Origin of the sequence: Nocardia cyriacigeorgica NBRC 100375 (genome assembly GCF_000308555.1) — a bacterium.
Classification (GTDB): domain Bacteria; phylum Actinomycetota; class Actinomycetes; order Mycobacteriales; family Mycobacteriaceae; genus Nocardia; species Nocardia cyriacigeorgica.
The window spans coordinates 1-17,416 of sequence record NZ_BAFY01000115.1 but is presented as its reverse complement, the minus strand read 5'-3'; the positions used below and the strand labels follow the sequence as shown (position 1 = coordinate 17,416).

The window sequence follows — 17,416 nt, the reverse complement described above, 5'->3', positions numbered from 1 at the left end:
GCACTGGAATGTGGTCGGCCCGAACTTCCGTCCGCTGCATCTGGCACTGGACGAACTGGTGACCGCGGCGCGCGGGTTCACCGACGACGTGGCCGAGCGGGCCACCGCGATCGGCGTCAGCCCTGACGGACGGGCGCAGACGGTGGCCAAAGAGGCCGCCGGACTCGGGTTCCCCGACGGCTGGCAGCAGGACACCGACGTCATCACCGCGATCGTGGAGAATCTCGCCACCGTCATCGGGCGGTTCCGGGAACGCATCGACGCCACCGAGAAGCCCGACCCGGTGACCCAGGATCTGTTCATCGGGATCGCCGCCCGCCTCGAGCAACTGCACTGGATGTGGCAGGCCCAGCTGGCCACCGCCTGACCGGCGGGCCCCGCACCGAATTCGAGGAGGAGACACATGGCCGAGCAGGTCGGTGAGGTGCTGTTGCGCCGCCTCGGGGAGTGGGGTGTGCGCCAGGTCTTCGGTTATCCCGGCGACGGAATCAACGGTTTGCTCGCCGCCTGGGCGGGCGGCGAGCACTATCCGCAGTTCGTGCAGGCCCGGCACGAGGAGATGGCCGCCTTCGAAGCGGTCGGCTACGCCAAGTTCTCCGGGTCGGTCGGAGTGTGCGCGGCGACCGGAGGGCCGGGCGCGATCCACCTGCTCACCGGCCTCTACGACGCCAAACTCGACCATGTGCCGGTGGTGGCGATCGTCGGCCAGACCGAGCGCAGCGCACTGGACGGTTCCCATCAGCAGGAGGTCGACCTGCCCGCGGCGTTCAAGGACGTGTGCAGCGCCTATTCGCAGCTGTGTGTGGTGCCGCAGCAATTCCCCAATGTGCTCGACCGCGCCTTCCGGGTCGCGCTCGCCGAGCGTGCGCCGACGGCGGTGATCGTTCCCGCCGATGTGTTCTCCCTCGACTACACCGCCCCGGCGCACGAGATGAAGAACGTGCCGTCGAGTCTCGGCCTGAGTCAGGGCATCATCACACCCGATCCGGAAGCACTGCACCGCGCCGCGGAGATCCTCGATGCCGGGGAGCGGGTCGCGATCCTGGTCGGGCAGGGTGCGCGCGGCTGCGCCGAAGAGCTGACCCGGTTGGCCGATCTGCTCGGCGCGGGCGTGGCCAAGGCGCTGCTCGGCAAAGATGTGCTGCCCGACACCGAGCCATGGGTGACCGGATCGCTCGGCCTGCTCGGCACCACGGCCAGCCATTACCTGATGTCGGAGGCCGACACCCTGCTGACCATCGGATCGAACTTCCCCTACAGCGAATACCTGCCCGAATTCGGTCAGGTGCGCGGCATCCAGATCGACCGGTCCGGCGCCTGGATCGGCATGCGCTATCCGTATGAGGTCAGCATCGTCGCGGATGCGAAAGCCGCACTGCGCGAGCTGATTCCGCTGGTGAAACGCAAGCGCGACCGGAGCTGGCGCAAGCGTGTCGAACACGAGGTGGCGCAGTGGTGGCGGGCCGCCGACGAGGTGGCCATGCTCGACGCCGATCCGATCAACCCGATGCGCATCTTCTCCGAGCTGTCACCGCAGCTGCCCGAGAACGCCGTCGTCACCGCGGATTCGGGAACCTCGGCCGACTGGTACGCCCGGCACCTGCGCTTCCACGGCGATATGCGTGGGTCGCTGTCGGGCACGCTGGCCAGCATGGGGTGCGCGGTGCCCTACGCCATCGGCGCCAAGTGGGCATGTCCCGAGCGTCCCGCCATCGCGCTCGTCGGCGACGGTGCGATGCAGATGAACGGCCTCGCCGAACTCATCACCATCGCCCGCTACTGGCGGCAATGGCAGGATCCGCGGCTGATCGTCGCCGTGTTGCACAACAACGACCTCAACCAGGTCACCTGGGAATTGCGCGGTATGCACGGTTCGCCGAAATTCCCTGACTCGCAGACCCTGCCCGATGTCGACTACGCCGCGTTCGCGCGCAGCCTCGGGCTCGGCGCCGAATCCATCGACGATCCGGAGGCGCTCGCCGGCGCGTGGTCACGAGCATTGTCGAGCGCGCGACCGGTGGTGCTCGACATCGCCTGTGATCCGAATGTGGCGCCGATACCGCCCAACACCACCTTCGAGCAGTTCTCCTCGCTCGCGCGGGCACTGCTGCACGGTGACGAAGACGCGGGACCGGTGCTGGCGCAGTCGGTGAAGCAGAAGACCCGCCGCTTCTTCGCCAGGCACCGAAACAGCTAGCGGCCCTGCGGAACCGGCGACTACTTCTTACCGACGGCGATATCGGCGAGCCGCGCCAGCGCTTCCTTGTTGCGTGGCGCGAGCAGCGCGCCTTCGACCGGTCCGGGCACCCAGCGGCTCGGACCGCGAACGGCCTTCTCCGCCATCCGGATCTCGGTGCGGCCGGGGGCGATCTCGACCAGGTCGAGCCTGATCCAGGCCGCGCCGGCCGGCCACAGCCCCGCATCCAGCTCCAGGCTGTGCGGCGGGTCGACGGCCCGCACAGTGGTGGTGTCGTCGATGGTGAACGGCCAGGGGCCGACCCGATGGTGGATCCGCGCACCCACCTGGGGCCAGCTGCTGTCGACCTCGCGGATATGCGAGGCGCCGACCACCCAGCTCGCATACGACCAGCCGTCGGCGAGCACCGCGAAAATCTGCTGCGGTGACGCGGCTACCTCGGTCCGGACCTCGACCATGTCGTCCTGCCTTCCTCCGGTTGCAGCGGATGGGTCATGGGCGGAACACCGCGCGCACGCACTCCTGTTTGCTGTTCTTGAACAGCTCGTAGCCGCGCACCGCCTCGGTCAACGGCAGATCGTGGGTGATGAGATAAGACGGATCCAGATCGCCCTGCTCGATGTAGTCGAACATGCGCGGCATGTAGGCCTGCCCGCGCTGCTGGGCGGAGCGGATGGTGAGGCCCTTGTTGGTGACCACCCCCATCGGGAATTTGTCGGTGAGCCCGTAGACGCCGAGCACCGACACCACGCCGGCCTTCCGGCAGGCCAGGATCGCCTCGCGCAGCGAGGTCGCGCGATCGGTCTCCAGCCGCAGCAGTTGCTTGGCCTTGTCGTAGAGCTGCTGGAGGCCGGTGCCGTGGCCTTCCATGCCGACGGCGTCGATGCAGGCGTCGGGCCCGCGGCCGCCGGTGGTCTCGCGCAGCGCCTCGGCCACGCTGTCCACGGCCGTGTAGTCGATCGTCTCCGCGCCGGCGCGGCCGCGGGCCAGTTCCAGCCGATTCGAGAACCGGTCGATGACGATCACGCGTTCGGCGCCGAGCAGACGCGCGGTGTGCGCGGCCATCAAACCGACCCCGCCGCTGCCCCACACCGCGACCGTGTCGCCGGGGGAGATATCGCAGAAGTCGGCGCCCATCAAGCCGGTCGGCACGGCGTCGGAGCAGAACAGCGCCTGCTCATCGGTAACGCCGTCGGGCACGCTGAAGCAGTTGACGTCACCGAACGGCACTCGGATGTACTCGGCGTGCGAACCCTGGTAGCCGCCGAAAGGATGGGTGTAGCCGTAGATTCCGCCGGACGGGTAGCCGAGCAACGGTTGTTGCAGCGCGGCGTTCGGGTTGGTGGTGTCGCAGGTCGAATACAGGCCGTTGCCGCAATACCAGCACGCTCCGCACCCGATGAACGACGGCACGACCACCCGGTCGCCGGCCTTCGCCGAGCGCACTTCGGGGCCGGTCTCCACCACCTCGCCCATGAATTCGTGCCCGATGACATCGCCTTCGCGCATGCCGGGCAGGTAGCCGTCGATGAAATGCAGATCCGAACCGCAGGTGGTGGTCAACCGCACCCGCACGATCACATCGTGCGGGTTGACCAGCACGGGATCGGGCACGGTCTCGACGGCGAGATCATTGACGCCGTTCCAGCACAGTGCACGCATCACGCCTCCTGTTCGGCTCGGCGGCCGCTGGGATTGTGTTCGAGGGTGGGTATCTCACCGGTCTGCAGCAGTGCCCGGGCGCGATAGAGGGCGGTGAACGCCACCGCTCCGGTGAGCAGGCCGGGTGCCGGGGAGGTCGTCCGGATGGTGACCTCGGTGCCGAGATCGTGCGGTGCGTCGGCGAAGCTCAACCGGATCTGCTCGTCGTGTTCGCCGGTGAAGCGCAGCTCGTCGGCATTGTCGACGACGTCGGTCGCCCACCGCAGCGTGTCACCATCGAGCGGGTCGAAGGTCCACTCGAGGCGGTCGGAACCGGCCTGCCGTACCCGGGCGATCCCCTGCAGGACGGCCGACAGATTGTCCGGATCACGCCAGAACCGCCGCACCTCGTCGCGGGGCCGTGCGATCGTCATCGTCTGGGTGCTCACCCCGCCGCCGGAGGCGCCAACGACTTTCCCGACCAGGTCGACCACCTGGTGCTTGGCCTTGTCGATGTAGTCCACGAGCACTCCCTCCGAACGGTGTGACCGGCGGCCGCAGCGGCCGCATTCATCCACCGCATACCCCGTGCTCGGCAAACAATGTCGCGGCCGGGCCGCCGCGTGCCAGGTGTGAGATCGCCGAAGCGGGCTATGCCCGACAGGGGAGGGACCTATGAGATTGCGGCGCAGCAGGCCTTACGGCCCAGGCATCAGGCGGATCGGCCGCGGACGCGGATTCTCCTATGTCGCCGACTCCGGTGAGCCGGTCGCCGATACCGTCACGCTGGAGCGCATTCGCGGGCTGGTGATCCCGCCGGCCTGGCGCAAGGTGTGGATCTGCCCGTACCCGAATGGTCATATCCAGGCCGTCGGCGTGGACGCGGCGGGCCGGCGCCAGTACCTCTACCACGAACGCTGGCGCCGCGAACGCGACGAAGAGAAGTTCGACCGAGTCCTGGACCTGGCCCGCCGGCTACCGCAGGTACGTAAGCAACTGGAGGCGGACCTCGGCCTGCGCGGTCTGCCCGCACGTCGCGTCCAGGCCTTGGCGATCAGCCTGGTCGATCGCGAGGTATTCCGGGTCGGCGGTGAGGAATACGCCGAGGAGAACGGGACCAGGGGCGTGGCGACGCTGCTGCGTGATCAGGTGCGGGTCAGCGGAGCCGAGATGGTGTTCGACTACGTGGCCAAGGGCGGGATCCGGCGGCGCGTACGGGTGCGGGGACCGGACCTGGCGAGGGCTGTTCGCGCGCTGCGGCGACAACGGACCGGCACGCAGCGGCTGCTGGTGTACCGCGACGACACAGGATTCCACGAACTGCACGCGGAGGAGATCAATACCCGTTTCAAGGAGCTGACCACCCCGGAGTGCAGTGTGAAGGACCTGCGGACCTGGCAGGGCACCGTGCTGGCGGCCGCCGGATTCGGTGCGGCCGCGCGTCCGCAATCCCAGCGCGGCCGGCGAAAGGTGCAGCGGGAGATCTTCGAGCAGGTCGCCGACGCGCTGGGCAACACCCCCACTGTGGCACGTGATTCGTATATCGACCCGCGCGTGGTCGAAGCCTACGACAACGGCGCGACGATCCAAGCGGCACTGCGCCGGGCGAACCGGGTCGATGCGGATGAGGAGCGAACCGCCATCATCGAGCGGGCCGTCATCCGGTTGTTGCGCAAGACCTCCGGGTGAGCAGCGCTGTATCGGCCCGAACGATTCGGAGACGCAGCCGAGGGCGAATTGGTGGGCCGATACCGCTGCCGGGGATCATTCGTCCGCAGAGTCCGACAGCTCCGGCCGGACCTCCAGGTCCGGGTCGTCGTCGGCGGGCGGTTCCGGGTCGCGCCATTCCTCGGCGCGACTCGACCGATTTCCCTTCAGGGTTCCCTGCATTTCGTGCGCGAGTTCGTCGTCGCGTTTCGGGCCGTGTTTGCTACTTCCTCGTTCCATGACGTCTCCTTTCTCGCGGCGGTTCACCGATGCCGCAGCAGTGCCGCGACGCCGTCGGGCAGCCCGGCGCCGTCCACCGCCACGACCTCGGCGCCGACGGCCAGGGCCGCGACGGGCAGCGCCGCATCGGCCGGGCACTGCTCGGCCGAGGCGCTGTCGAGTTCGTCGCGGCGCAACGAGACCTGCGCGGGATCCGCGCCCACCCACACCGAGTGACGCGCCGATGATGGTGCCTCGATCAGCAATTGGGCCACGTTGGCCATGCGGAGGGCGGCGACCGTGTCGGCGAGCCCCGCCACGGCCAGACCGTCGTCGCGGGCACGTTCGGCGGTCAACCGCTCCAGTGCTTCCGTGCGGTGTGCCCGGGCCTGCTCGGCGATCATCTCGTGCACCCTGGCCTCGAATTCGGCGTCGTCGGTGCCTTCGGCGCGGCCACCCGATTCGACCTCGACCACGGTCGCGCCGTGATCGGGCAGGGCATCGTGCAGCGCCGAGCGAGCCGATACCTCACCGGCCAGCACCACCACCTCGGCCCGGACCCGATCGGCCAGCGCCGATACCTCCCGGGCGACCTCGTCGACGTTGCGCCGCACCGTCTCCTCCGTGCGGCGTTGCATCGACAGATGCGACCAGCCGCCGCCGGGGACCTTGTGCACCGGATGGTCCTGTCCCTCGACGGCCTCCGCCATCGCGTGTCCATGCTCATCGACGGCCCGCACATCACATCCGACGCTGTCGACCACCGCGACCACATGCGGGGTCTGTTCGGCGTCGTGGGCGAGCAACGGCAGCAGATACGGTCGTGGCGACACGCGCAGTTCTTCCCTGGGTGGCGGGTCCGGCAAGAACTCGTCCACCAGCACCTCGTCGTCGTCGGCGATGAGCAACCGGCCGCATCTGCCCTGCCCCGGATGACGTTGCGCGATGGCGGTGTCGAGTCGTTCCAGGGTGGCGGTCGGGGCGCCTTGGTCGGCCAATTGCCCCCGCGCCGAGCGCCACCGCAGTTCGGTCTGGTGCGCGGCGTCTTCGGTGTCGTGCGAGCCGTCGATGTATACCGAGGCGAACGGTCCGGCCCGCTGCGCTATCTGTCGGATATCCATGCTTCTCACGCTGGCCGGTTACCCGGCATCGGCGCGGTGAATCACCGCGCGTGGGGCCGGCTCAGGGTTCTTCTCCACGCCCGCGGCGGCTGCCGATATAGGCGCGTTCCCGGAACTTGGTGACGAGATCGGGCACCAGTGTGACCTCGGCCGGATGGTTGAGCATCGGGTCGAAGAAGTCGGTGCGGTAGTCCTCGGGTTCGGCCGGGTGCAGGGTCAGTTCCCCGGCGGTGCGGCGCGGGGTGCCGATGCCCTGAACGGTGATCTCGAAGCCGAGAGTGTGCTCGCGCAGATGCTCTGCCAGGGCATCCAGTGCGGCGGTCGCGGGCTGGTTCGCGTCGGGTTCGGCATACACCCAGGTCAGGCTGGATTCGCCGAACCGGTACGGCAGCAGGGAACCGTAGCGGGCGCTGGCCCAGCCGCGAGCCGGGGTGATCGCCAACCGGCCGAGCCCGCCGCGGCCGGTGGTCGCCAGCACGAAATCCCACGGATGGTCGTCGCGATCGAGCACCCGGAAGGCCAGTCCGAGCACGTCCGGCAGGCCCGCGGGGGTGCCGATTCCTTTCGACAGGCGTGCGATCACCGCCCGTTCGCCCTGGCCGAAGAGTGAGACGTACTCGTCCTCGGCATGGAATCGCCCGGACAGCCGCACGCCACGGGGATGGAACACCCGCCCGTGCCGCACCCGGGCCCCTGCCTCGAAAGCCTTTGTCACGGTGGCGGAAACCAGATCAGCCATCACATATCCTTCGCTGCTGTCATCGGGTCCGGTCGGTCGTGGCCGCATCGGATGGTTCGGACAACTCCGCGCCGGCGCCGTGGCGTGCGGAGCGGCCGATGTGGGCTTCGGCGCGAATTCGTTCGACCATGTGCGGGTAGTGCACTTCGAACGCGGGACGTTCGGAGCGGATGGGTGGCAGTTCGTAGAAGTTGTGCCGCGGCGGCGGGCAGGTCGTCGCCCATTCCAGCGAATTGCCCGAACCCCAGGGATCGTCGACGGTCACCACTTCGCCGTAGCGGTAACTCTTGAACACATTCCATACGAACGTCACCATCGAGACGCCGAGCACGAACGACCCGATGGTGGAGATGGTGTTGAGCGCGGTGAACCCGTCGCCGGGCAGGTAGTCGGCGTAGCGGCGCGGCATGCCCTCGTTGCCCAGCCAGTGCTGCACCAGGAAGGTGAGGTGGAAGCCGAGGAACGTCGTCCAGAAATGCAGCCTGCCCAGCCGCTCGTCCATGAACCGGCCGGTCATCTTCGGGAACCAGAAATAGATCCCGGCGAACGTGGCGAAGACGATGGTGCCGAAGAGCACGTAGTGGAAATGCGCCACCACGAAATAGGAGTCGGTGACGTGGAAGTCCAGCGGCGGGCTGGCCAGGATGACCCCCGACAGGCCGCCGAGCAGGAAGGTGACGATGAATCCGAGGGAGAACAACATCGGTGTTTCGAAGGTCAACTGGCCCTTCCACATGGTGCCGATCCAATTGAAGAACTTCACTCCTGTCGGCACCGCGATCAGAAATGTCATCAGCGAGAAGAACGGCAGCATCACCGCACCGGTGGCGTACATGTGGTGCGCCCACACCGCCATCGACAGCGCCGCGATGGCGATGGTGGCGAAGACCAGGGCGGTGTAGCCGAAGATCGGTTTGCGGCTGAAAACCGGGATGACCTCGCTGATGATGCCGAAGAACGGCAGCGCGACGATGTAGACCTCGGGATGGCCGAAGAACCAGAACAGGTGCTGCCAGAGAATGGTGCCGCCGGTGGCCGGATCGTAGATGTGACCACCCAGGTGCCGGTCGTAGGCCAGCGCCATCAGTGCCGCGGTGAGGATCGGGAAGGCCAGCAGCACCAGGATGCTGGTGATCAGGATGTTCCAGGTGAAGATCGGCATCCGGAACATCGTCATCCCCGGTGCGCGCAGGCAGACCACGGTGGTGATCATGTTGACCGCGCCGAGAATGGTGCCGAGGCCCGACACCGCCAACCCCATGATCCACAAATCCCCGCCGACGCCCGGCGAATGCAGTTCGTTGCTCAACGGCGTGTAGCCGGTCCAGCCGAAATCCGCCGCGCCGCCCGGGGTGAGGAACCCGGCCGTCGCCATCGTCGCCCCGAACAGATACAGCCAGTAGCTGAGGGCGTTCAACCGCGGAAACGCGACGTCGGGTGCGCCGATCTGCAACGGCAGGATCGCATTGGCGAACCCGAAAACCACTGGGGTGGCGTAGAACAGCAGCATGATGGTGCCGTGCATGGTGAACAGCTGGTTGTACTGCTCGGGCGAGAGGAACTGCAGTCCCGGCCGCGCCAGCTCCCCGCGCATCAGCAACGCCAGCAAACCGCCGATCAGGAAGAACGCCGTCGCCGACGCCAGGTACAAGATGCCGAGCACCTTCGGATCGGTGGTGGTGACGATCTTGTAGAGCGTCGAGCCCTTCGGGCCGTGGCGCGCCGGAAACGGACGCGTCGCGGTGAGCTCACCCGCTGTGCTCGAGGATGTCGCCGTCATCCCACCTCCCACATCGATGCCCGCGGCGCTACCGAGAACGCGCCCATGTCCTCGCCCTACCCGCATCCCGGCGGCTGAACCATCCGAGCGGCGATTCGCCGAACGCGGATCGCGGCCCGCACCGTGCGCGGGCCGCGACTGTGGACCGGGACGATGCCGCTATGCGATCGCCTCGCTGACCGCGTTCGGTCCGTTGAAGGTGCGGTCGGGCAGGTCTTCGAGAGCGTCGATGACGGTGGCATCCGCGCCATTGCTGCGGGCGGCTTCGACGATGCCGTCGCGATCGCACGGATAGTCGACGCCGTGCAGGTACTTCTGCACTTGGATCGGATTGATCTGGCCCATCGTCGTACTTCCCTTCTTCGATCGGGTCGGACGCCGGAGCGGTACCACCACAGCCCGCCCGCAAACCCGATTCGGCCGGCGAATAGCGCATCGGGCCGCACCGGAATCTTCGCTGCCGCCGTGTTTTATCGGCTCCGCGCGTGGAATGGCGACCTCGAGTGCCCCATCGACAGGAGGACGCGCATGAGTGGGACCGACTACCGCGACGGGCCCGGCGCCGCGGCCGATGTGACGCGCGAGGACGCGACGGTGGTCGTGCTCGGCGACGCCATGCTGGATGTGTGGAAATGGGGTAGGTGCGAGCGGTTGTGCCGGGAAGCACCGGTGCCGGTGGTCGATATCGAACGCAGTTCGTCGGTGGCCGGCGGCGCGGGCAATACCGCCGCCAATGTCGCGGCCCTCGGCGCCGATACCCGCCTGCTCGCCCTGACCGGAGACGACGCGCCGGCCACCGCGCTCGCCGAGGTGCTGGCCCGCAGCGGTGTCGACATCGGCCGGATCTATCGCGCGCCGGATCGCACGACCCCGGTGAAGACCCGCATCGTGGCCGATGAGCAGATCCTCGTGCGCTTCGACGACGCGAGTACCGGTGACGCGCGACCGCATGAGGTCGCCGAGATGCTCGATCGCCTCGACGATGCCCTGATCGGGGCGGAGGCGCTGATCGTCTGCGATTACGGTGGCCCACTCGGTGACACCTTGCGCGAGGGGCTGCTCCAGCGACGCGAGCACCTGCCGCTGCTGATCGTCGACACCCACCATCCCGCACGGTGGCGTGCGCTCCATCCCGATCTCGTCACCCCGAACGCCGGCGAAGCGGCCGAAGTCCTCGGGCTCGCGGCCGCGGCCGGCGCCCACCCCGAGCAGCGGGCCGAGCTGTTCGACCGCCATCGCGAGGCGTTGTTCGACGCGATCGGCACCCGCACCGCCGTGGTCACCCTCGACCGGGACGGCAGCGTGCTGCTCGACGGCGACCGCCCCGCGCACCGCACCTGGGCGCATCCGGTGCGCGAGAGCCAGTCCGCGGGCGGCGGCGATACCTTCGTCGCCGCGTTGACGCTGGCCGTGCTGGCCGGGATGCCGCTCACCGGCGCGGTGGAGGTGGCGCAGGCCGCGGCCGACGTGGTCGTGCACCGGTCGGGCACCTCGGTGTGCACGCGCGAGCAGCTGCGGGCGCGCATCGACCGCAGCGGTGGCGCGGTGCTCGAGCCACGGCAGTTGATCGAGGCGGTGCGGGGGCATCGAGCCGCGGGGGAGCGGATCGTGTTCACCAACGGCTGCTTCGATGTGGTGCACGCCGGGCATATCGCCTATTTGAACGAGGCCAAGCGGCTCGGCGATGTGCTGGTGGTCGCGGTCAATTCCGACGACAGCGTGCGCAGGCTCAAGGGACCCGACCGTCCGGTCAATCCCGACCATGATCGGTGCGCGGTGCTGGCCGCGCTGAGCTGCGTCGACCATGTGACCGTGTTCGACGAGGACACCCCGGAGCGGCTGCTGCGGGCTACCGAACCCGACCTGTATGTCAAGGGCGGCGACTATCGGCCCGAGATGTTGCCGGAGACGCCCATAGTCGCCGAGTACGGCGGCGAGGTGCGGGTGCTCGGTTATCTGGCCGATCATTCGACCTCGGCGATGATCGAACGCATCCGGGCCCGATCGGCGACGGGCGGTGGGTGATGGGTCCAGACCTCGAGGTCCTCATTCCCACCCGCAACCGCGAGATCGAGCTGGCCACCACCCTGTCCGGGCTCGCGGCACAGGATCTGCCCGGCTTCGGAGTGATCGTCAGCGACCAGTCCGATGCGGCACCCGGATATGACACCGCGACCGCGCGGGCGATGCGGCGGGTGCTGACCCGACAGGGGCATCCGATCCGGGTAGGACGCCATCTGCCACGTCGCGGCATGGCCGAGCACCGCGCCCACCTGCTCGGCCGCGCGACCGCACGGTATGTGCTGTTTCTCGACGACGATGTGTGGCTGGAGCCGACGACCCTGACCCGGATGCGCCGAGCGATCGGTGACCTCGGCTGCGGGCTGGTGGGATGCGCGGTGCAGGGCCTGTCGCATCTGGACGACTTCCGCCCGGGCGAACTCGCGCCCTTCGAACTCTGGCGCGGCCCGCCGCAGCCGGAGCGGATCATTCGTGGCGAGCCCGAATGGGAGCGCTGGACTCTGCACAACGCCGCCAATCCGGCACATCTGGCCGACGCGGTGGTGCGGCGACCCGGCCGGACCTACGCCTACAAGATCGCCTGGATCGGCGGGTGCGTCCTCTACGACCGCGCGGCCCTGCTCGATACCGGCGGTTTCGATTTCTGGACCGAATTGCCCGCCGAACACAGTGGCGAGGACGTGCTGGCGCAGCTACGGGTGATCGCCCGCTTCGGCGGTGCGGGCCTGCTGCCCAGCGGCGCGATCCATCTGGAATCGCCGACCACGGTCACCGATCGGCGGGTGGAGGCCTACGAGGTGGTGCCGCCGGAGTTCTGGCCGCAGCACGCTGTCAGGGGCGATGGCCGGGACGCTCGGCAGGGGGTTCGGCAGCGAGCAGGTCGAGCAGTTCGGCCTCGACATTCTCGATCGTCACCGACGTGACCAGCGAATCGTCGTGCGGGCAGCGCGCGCGGAACTCGTCGGTGATGTCCTGCCCGCACACCGGGCAGTCGTCGCGCCAGGAGATCAGCACCCGGTCCTCGGTGCGGCTGAGCGGGCCCGCGTTGACGACATTGCCGATCCAGAACACGCCGACCGTCGGTGTGCCGAGGGCCCGGGCCAGATGACGTGGGCCGCTGTCGTTGCCGACCAATACGCGGCTGCGGGCCAGCACACCGCACAGGGTGGTCATATCGGTCCCGTCGAGCAGCTGGATGGTGGCGCCGTCGCGGATCCGGGAGGCGTTCGCGTGCGCGGTGTCCGCGATCGCGGTGAGTAGGTCGCGTTCTTCGTTCGTGCCGATCAGCACGACGTCGTGACCGCGGTTCAGGCACCGCGCGGCGATCTCGGCGAAGCGGGGCGCGGGCCATCGCCGCCGCGGGTCCCGCGCACCGGGATGGATCGCCACCGTAGCGCCGCTGGTCCCCGTCAAGACTCGATCCGCGGCGGCGAGATCGGCTGTGGTGAGCGGGAGTTCGGCTTCCAGCAGCACCGGCGGCGCGCCCGCGGCGGCGGCCACTTCGAGCGCGCGCAACGTCTCGTTGTGGTAGTAGCGGAACGGGACGTTGCGGTGCAGCGCAGGCGCGCCCGGGGCTTGTGAACCGACCGACCAGCGTGGATGCAATTGCTGGATAACGGCATTGGACCAGGCGCCGCCGCCGTGCAGCTGGACGCCGAGATCCACCGGCTCGCGCAGTGCCTGACCGACACAGTCACGCAGGCCGTCGTCTCGGGGGTCGGCCGACCCGACGGCCGCGTCCGGAAGGACGACGACCTCGCCGATCGGGGTGGTCCGCCCGCGCAGCAGCTGCGCGTGCAAGGCGGAGCCGAGCAGCACGATCTCGGCCTCCGGGTATGCCGCCGCGAGGGCATGGACGGCGGGCACGGCGAACAGCAGATCACCGAGACCGCCGCCGCGCAGCACCGCGATCCGGTGCACGTCCGGCAGGCGCGGCCGCAGCGGACCGACGGTGAGCCGGTCGACGGTCATCTCCGATAACGCCGGTTCGGCCATGGCGGCCTTCCTCTCCGTGAAACCGCTTGTCCCGCATCAGCGTGTCGCATACCCGGCGGTCCGGTCCCGAAACCGATGCGACGCCGCGGAAGCCGAGCAGGCGCACCTCCGGATTGCGGTTCGGAATACCGGGTACGCGCCGCGTAGAGCCCCACGGAGGTTTCCTCGGGCGCCGGCAACGCAGCGAGCAGGAGAAAGGGGACCGCCCCGTGAAGATCGCCATGGTTTCCGAACACGCCAGCCCCCTCGCCGCGCTCGGCGGTGTCGATGCCGGGGGGCAGAACGTGCATGTCGGTGCGTTGGCATCGGCCTTCGCTCGCGACGGGCACGAGGTCAGCGTCTACACCCGCCGAGACGATCCACGCATCGACACCGAGGTCGTCACCGAGGACGGCTATCGCGTCGTCCACGTGCCCGCCGGACCGCGCGCACCCATTCCCAAGGACGCGATACTGCCGCATCTGGGCGAGTTCGCCGACTTCCTGTACGAATCCTGGAGCACCGACAGCCCCGATGTGGTGCACGCCCACTTCTGGATGTCGGGGCTGGCCACCGAACTGGCCGCGCGCCGCCTGCATCTTCCGGTGGTCCTGACCTTTCACGCCCTCGGCACGGTCAAACGCCGCTACCAGGGCCGCGCCGACACCAGTCCACGCTCGCGGATCAAGTTCGAGCGTCTCATCGCGGTCAGCGCCGATCACATCGTGGCGACCTGCTCGGATGAAGTGCGCGAACTCGCACGCATGGGGGTGCCGGCTGCGCGCACCTCGATCGTGCCGTGCGGGGTCGACCTGTCGATGTTCGACCGGCACGGCCCCATCGCACCGAAGGGGCGCCACCGGCGGCTGCTGGCGATCGGGCGGATGGTGCCGCGCAAAGGGTTCGACACCGCCATCAAGGCCCTGCCGGAGCTGCCGGGAACCGAGCTGCTGATCGCCGGCGGAGGCGACGACGACACCGCACGCTCCGAGGCCGCTCGCCTACATCGGATCGCCTCCGAGCATGGGGTGGCCGATCGGGTCCAGCTGCTGGGCCGGATCGCCCACGACGAGATGCCCGCGCTGCTGCGTTCGGCCGACGTCGTGGTGTGCACGCCGTGGTACGAACCCTTCGGCATCGTCCCGCTGGAGGCGATGGCCTGCGCGAAGCCGGTGGTGGCCAGCGCGGTCGGCGGCCTACTCGACACCGTGGACGACGGCGTCACCGGCGCGCTGGTGCCGCCGTCGGAACCGAAACCCCTGGCCCGTGCGCTGCGCGCGTTGCTCGCCGACAGTGCCCAGCGCCGGCGTATGGGCGCGGCGGGACATCGCAAGGTCTGCGCGCGCTACTCCTGGGACCGAGTCGCCACCGACACCCTCACCGCCTACGACAAGGCCATGACCGCGCAGGCTGCCGCGCTCGGAGCAGCCAGCTGACATATCCATCCGACCGACGTCTGAAGGGATACAGCGTGAACGCATCAGCGAACACCCCGCTCGGCAACGTCCTGATCACCGGCGGTGCCTCCGGCCTCGGAGCTGCCGTCGTCGACGCGGTACAGGCCGAGGGCGGCACCGCTCTGGTCATCGACCGCGACAAACCGGAAGCCGAGGTGGCCTGGGAGTACGCGGACCTGGCGTACTCCGACGACACCCAGCGCGCCGTGGAGCAACTCATCGCGCGGGTCGACGGGCGGCTGGACGCGGTGTTCACCGCCGCCGGGACAGATGCCTGCGGCGCGCTCGACGAAGTCGCCGCCGACGACTGGGAGCGGGTGATCCGGGTGAACCTGCTGGGCACAGCGGCCGTCATCCGAGCCGCGCTGCCCGCGTTGCGCGCGAGCCACGGCACCGTGGTGACCTGCGCGTCCACGCTCGGAGTCAAGGCACTGCCCGACGCCACCGCCTACTGCGCGTCGAAATTCGGAGTCGTGGGTTTCACCAGGGCACTGGCCGCCGAGACCGCCGGTGACGTCGGCGTCACCCTGCTGATCCCCGGCGGAATGCACACGGCGTTCTTCGACGGCCGCCCCGCCCAGTACGCGCCACCGCCGGATGTTCGGCTCAACAAGCCCGAAGATGTCGCGGCAACCGCGATCTTCGCGATGACCCGGCCACCGGGCTGTGAGATCCGGGAAATGGTGGTCTGCCCGTCGACGGAAAGCTCGTGGCCGTGATGACCAGCGCATCGAGACCGCTCAACGTCCTGGTGTGGCATGTGCACGGCTCCTGGATGACCTCATTCGTGCAGGGCGGCCAGCACTACCTGATCCCCACCGACGCCGCACGCGGTGCGTGGGCGCTCGGCCGCTGCGGGCGCGACTGGCCGGATTCGGCCCGCGAGGTCGCACCCGCCGACCTGGCCGGCGAACAGATCGACGTGGTGGTGCTGCAACGCCCGGAGGAACTGGATCTGGTGCGGCAGTGGCTGCACGCCGAGCCGGGCGTCGACCTGCCCGCCGTCTACCTCGAGCACAACACCCCGCGCGGACATGCCTGCCTCACCCGGCATCCGCTGGCCGACCGCGACGACATCCCCCTGGTCCACGTCACCGACTTCAACCGGCTGATGTGGGACAACGGGCGGGCATCGGCCACGGTGATCCCGCACGGCGTGATCGACCCGGGTCACCTCTACACCGGCGAACTGGACCGCGCGGCCACCATCATCAACGAGCCGGTGCGGCGCGGCCGGGTCACCGGTACCGATCTGCTGGCACCGCTGTCGCAGGCGGCGCCGATCGACGTCTACGGCATCGACACGCCGGACCTGCACCGAGCCCTCGGCCTGCCGGAGGAGCGCGTGCATGGCGCGGGCGACCACGATCAGCGGCAGTTGCACAGCGAACTCGCGCGCAGGCGCGTCTTCGTGCATACCCCGCGCTGGACCTCGCTCGGCCTGTCGGTGATCGAGGCGATGTATCTGGGCATGCCGATCGTCGCGCTCGGCACCACCGAGGCGTCGGCATCGATCCCGGCCGACGCGGGCGTGGTCGCCAACGATCTCGACGTGCTCGACGAGGCGATCCGCATGTTCGTGCGCGAGCGCTGCTTCGCCGAACTGGCGGGCAAGGCCGGCAGGCATTGGGCGCAGGCCAATTTCGGGATCGACCGGTTCACCGGGCACTGGGACCGGTTTCTGCATGAGGTGGTGGCCGCGTGAGCGGTCATGTGCTCGCCGCGCGGCTCGACAGCGCCGGCGACGTCCTGGTGACCGGCCCCGCGATTCGCGCCATCGCGGCGCGCGCGGACAAGCTCACCTTCCTGGCCGGCCCACGCGGCCGCGCCGCGGCGCACCTGCTGCCCGGCGTCGACGAGGTGCTCGAGTTCGCGGCGGGCTGGGTCGATTTCGACCGGCCACCGGTGACCGCGCGCGTCATCGACGATCTGGTAGCCGCCATTGCCGCCCGGCAGATCGATGAGGCACTGATCTTCACCTCCTTCCATCAGTCGCCGCTGCCGCTGGCGCTGGTATTGCGGATGGCGGCGGTGCCGCGGATCTGCGCGATCAGCACCGACTACCCGGGTTCGCTGCTGGATGTGCGGCATGCGGTGGACGAGGATGTGCCGGAACCGATCCGGGCGTTGTCGCTGGCCGCGGCGGCCGGCTATCCGTCGGCCGATTCGGCGCTCGCGGTGCGCGACGAGTTGCCGGACGTGCGCGCGCTGACCGGCGAGCCGGGATACGTGGTCGTGCATCCGGGGGCGGCGGTGCCGGCGCGGCGGATGTCGGCGCGGCGCAGCCGGTCGATGGTGGCCGCCCTCGCCGAAGCCGGCCACCGTGTGCTGGTGACCGGTGGCCCCGGCGAAACCGCGCTCACCGCAACGGTATCCGGCGACCACGCGCTCGACCTCGGCGGCGCTACCGACCTGCCCATGCTCGCCGCGGTATTGCGCGGGGCCCGCGTCGTGGTCGCGCCCAACACCGCCGCGGCCCATCTGGCCGCCGCGGTCGGCACGCCGGTGGTCTCGCTGTTCGCCCCCGTCGTGCCCGCGCGCCGGTGGGCGCCGCATCGG

Annotated in this window: 18 protein-coding genes; 9 read left to right on the top strand and 9 right to left on the bottom strand. The window is 69.2% G+C overall.

The genetic code is table 11. The features are described 5' to 3' along the window. A partial coding sequence (locus RJ05_RS10660) for a Dps family protein (protein ID WP_036536309.1) occupies window positions 1-367 on the top strand: 367 nt, incomplete at its 5' end. A gap of 36 nt (window positions 368-403) precedes the next feature. Beyond that, window positions 404-2,197 (top strand): thiamine pyrophosphate-requiring protein, encoded by a 1,794-nt coding sequence (locus tag RJ05_RS10655; RefSeq protein WP_036536296.1) that lies wholly within the window; start codon window positions 404-406, stop codon window positions 2,195-2,197. Between the two features lie 20 nt (window positions 2,198-2,217). Here RJ05_RS10655 and RJ05_RS10650 read toward each other — a convergent pair whose 3' ends face one another. Genes RJ05_RS10650 through RJ05_RS10640 form a run of 3 tightly spaced genes read right to left on the bottom strand, consistent with a single transcriptional unit; the run spans window position 2,218 to window position 4,362 of the window. Next, entirely contained in the window at window positions 2,218-2,655 is a 438-nt protein-coding gene (locus tag RJ05_RS10650) for an SRPBCC family protein (protein ID WP_036536293.1), read from the bottom strand. 34 nt (window positions 2,656-2,689) lie between these two features. Continuing rightward, window positions 2,690-3,859, bottom strand: coding sequence for a zinc-dependent alcohol dehydrogenase (locus tag RJ05_RS10645; RefSeq protein ID WP_036536291.1), 1,170 nt, complete (start codon window positions 3,857-3,859; stop codon window positions 2,690-2,692). After that, window positions 3,859-4,362 carry an SRPBCC family protein gene (locus RJ05_RS10640; RefSeq protein ID WP_036536306.1) on the bottom strand — a complete coding sequence of 168 codons (504 nt, stop codon included), beginning with the start codon at window positions 4,360-4,362 and terminating at the stop codon, window positions 3,859-3,861. Before RJ05_RS10640 ends, RJ05_RS10645 begins: the two co-directional genes overlap by 1 nt. A 151-nt stretch (window positions 4,363-4,513) precedes the next feature. Between RJ05_RS10640 and RJ05_RS10635 the strand changes: the two genes are divergently transcribed. Continuing rightward, window positions 4,514-5,527 carry a DNA topoisomerase IB gene (locus RJ05_RS10635; RefSeq protein WP_036536288.1) on the top strand — a complete coding sequence of 338 codons (1,014 nt, stop codon included), beginning with the start codon at window positions 4,514-4,516 and terminating at the stop codon, window positions 5,525-5,527. Window positions 5,528-5,602: 75 nt separating this feature from the next. On the opposite strand, the gene RJ05_RS10630 is transcribed toward RJ05_RS10635, so the two are convergent. The 5 genes from RJ05_RS10630 to RJ05_RS10610 form a co-directional block, all read right to left on the bottom strand. Continuing rightward, window positions 5,603-5,785, bottom strand: a complete 183-nt coding sequence (locus RJ05_RS10630) for a hypothetical protein (protein ID WP_036536285.1) — start codon at window positions 5,783-5,785, stop codon at window positions 5,603-5,605. A 23-nt stretch (window positions 5,786-5,808) separates the two neighbouring features. Continuing rightward, window positions 5,809-6,885 (bottom strand): Rv2629 family ribosome hibernation factor, encoded by a 1,077-nt coding sequence (locus tag RJ05_RS10625; RefSeq protein ID WP_036536283.1) that lies wholly within the window; start codon window positions 6,883-6,885, stop codon window positions 5,809-5,811. Between the two features lie 61 nt (window positions 6,886-6,946). After that, a complete protein-coding gene (locus RJ05_RS10620) occupies window positions 6,947-7,624 on the bottom strand; it encodes a catalase family protein (RefSeq protein ID WP_036536304.1) in 678 nt (225 codons plus the stop codon). Between the two features lie 19 nt (window positions 7,625-7,643). Next, window positions 7,644-9,404, bottom strand: coding sequence for an aa3-type cytochrome oxidase subunit I (ctaD, locus tag RJ05_RS10615; protein ID WP_036536280.1), 1,761 nt, complete (start codon window positions 9,402-9,404; stop codon window positions 7,644-7,646). A gap of 159 nt (window positions 9,405-9,563) precedes the next feature. Next, complete coding sequence (locus RJ05_RS10610) at window positions 9,564-9,749, bottom strand: DUF2795 domain-containing protein (protein ID WP_036536278.1); 186 nt, start codon at window positions 9,747-9,749, stop codon at window positions 9,564-9,566. 183 nt (window positions 9,750-9,932) lie between these two features. Between RJ05_RS10610 and rfaE2 the strand changes: the two genes are divergently transcribed. Both rfaE2 and RJ05_RS10600 read left to right on the top strand, forming a co-directional pair. Then, complete coding sequence (rfaE2, locus tag RJ05_RS10605; protein WP_036536275.1) at window positions 9,933-11,429, top strand: D-glycero-beta-D-manno-heptose 1-phosphate adenylyltransferase; 1,497 nt, start codon at window positions 9,933-9,935, stop codon at window positions 11,427-11,429. Next, window positions 11,429-12,349 carry a glycosyltransferase family A protein gene (locus tag RJ05_RS10600; protein WP_051016416.1) on the top strand — a complete coding sequence of 307 codons (921 nt, stop codon included), beginning with the start codon at window positions 11,429-11,431 and terminating at the stop codon, window positions 12,347-12,349. The genes rfaE2 and RJ05_RS10600 overlap by 1 nt, the downstream gene beginning before the upstream one ends. On the opposite strand, the gene RJ05_RS10595 is transcribed toward RJ05_RS10600, so the two are convergent. Then, the gene (locus RJ05_RS10595) at window positions 12,258-13,421 is read right to left on the bottom strand and encodes a glycosyltransferase family 9 protein (RefSeq protein WP_051016415.1); all 1,164 of its coding nucleotides are present in this window, start codon (window positions 13,419-13,421) and stop codon (window positions 12,258-12,260) included. The genes RJ05_RS10600 and RJ05_RS10595 overlap by 92 nt on opposite strands. Window positions 13,422-13,630: 209 nt before the next feature. On the opposite strand from RJ05_RS10595, the gene RJ05_RS10590 reads away from it, so the two are divergent. The 4 genes from RJ05_RS10590 to RJ05_RS10575 form a co-directional block, all read left to right on the top strand. Then, a complete protein-coding gene (locus tag RJ05_RS10590; protein ID WP_036536273.1) occupies window positions 13,631-14,836 on the top strand; it encodes a glycosyltransferase in 1,206 nt (401 codons plus the stop codon). A gap of 35 nt (window positions 14,837-14,871) precedes the next feature. Continuing rightward, window positions 14,872-15,576: an SDR family oxidoreductase gene (locus RJ05_RS10585; protein ID WP_036536271.1), complete on the top strand. Its 705-nt coding sequence runs from the start codon at window positions 14,872-14,874 to the stop codon at window positions 15,574-15,576. Next, on the top strand, window positions 15,576-16,562 hold the full coding sequence (locus RJ05_RS10580) for a glycosyltransferase (RefSeq protein WP_036536298.1): 987 nt from the start codon (window positions 15,576-15,578) through the stop codon (window positions 16,560-16,562). The genes RJ05_RS10585 and RJ05_RS10580 overlap by 1 nt, the downstream gene beginning before the upstream one ends. Next, on the top strand, window positions 16,559-17,416 hold an 858-nt coding region (locus tag RJ05_RS10575), incomplete at its 3' end, for a glycosyltransferase family 9 protein (RefSeq protein WP_036536270.1). The genes RJ05_RS10580 and RJ05_RS10575, both read left to right, overlap by 4 nt.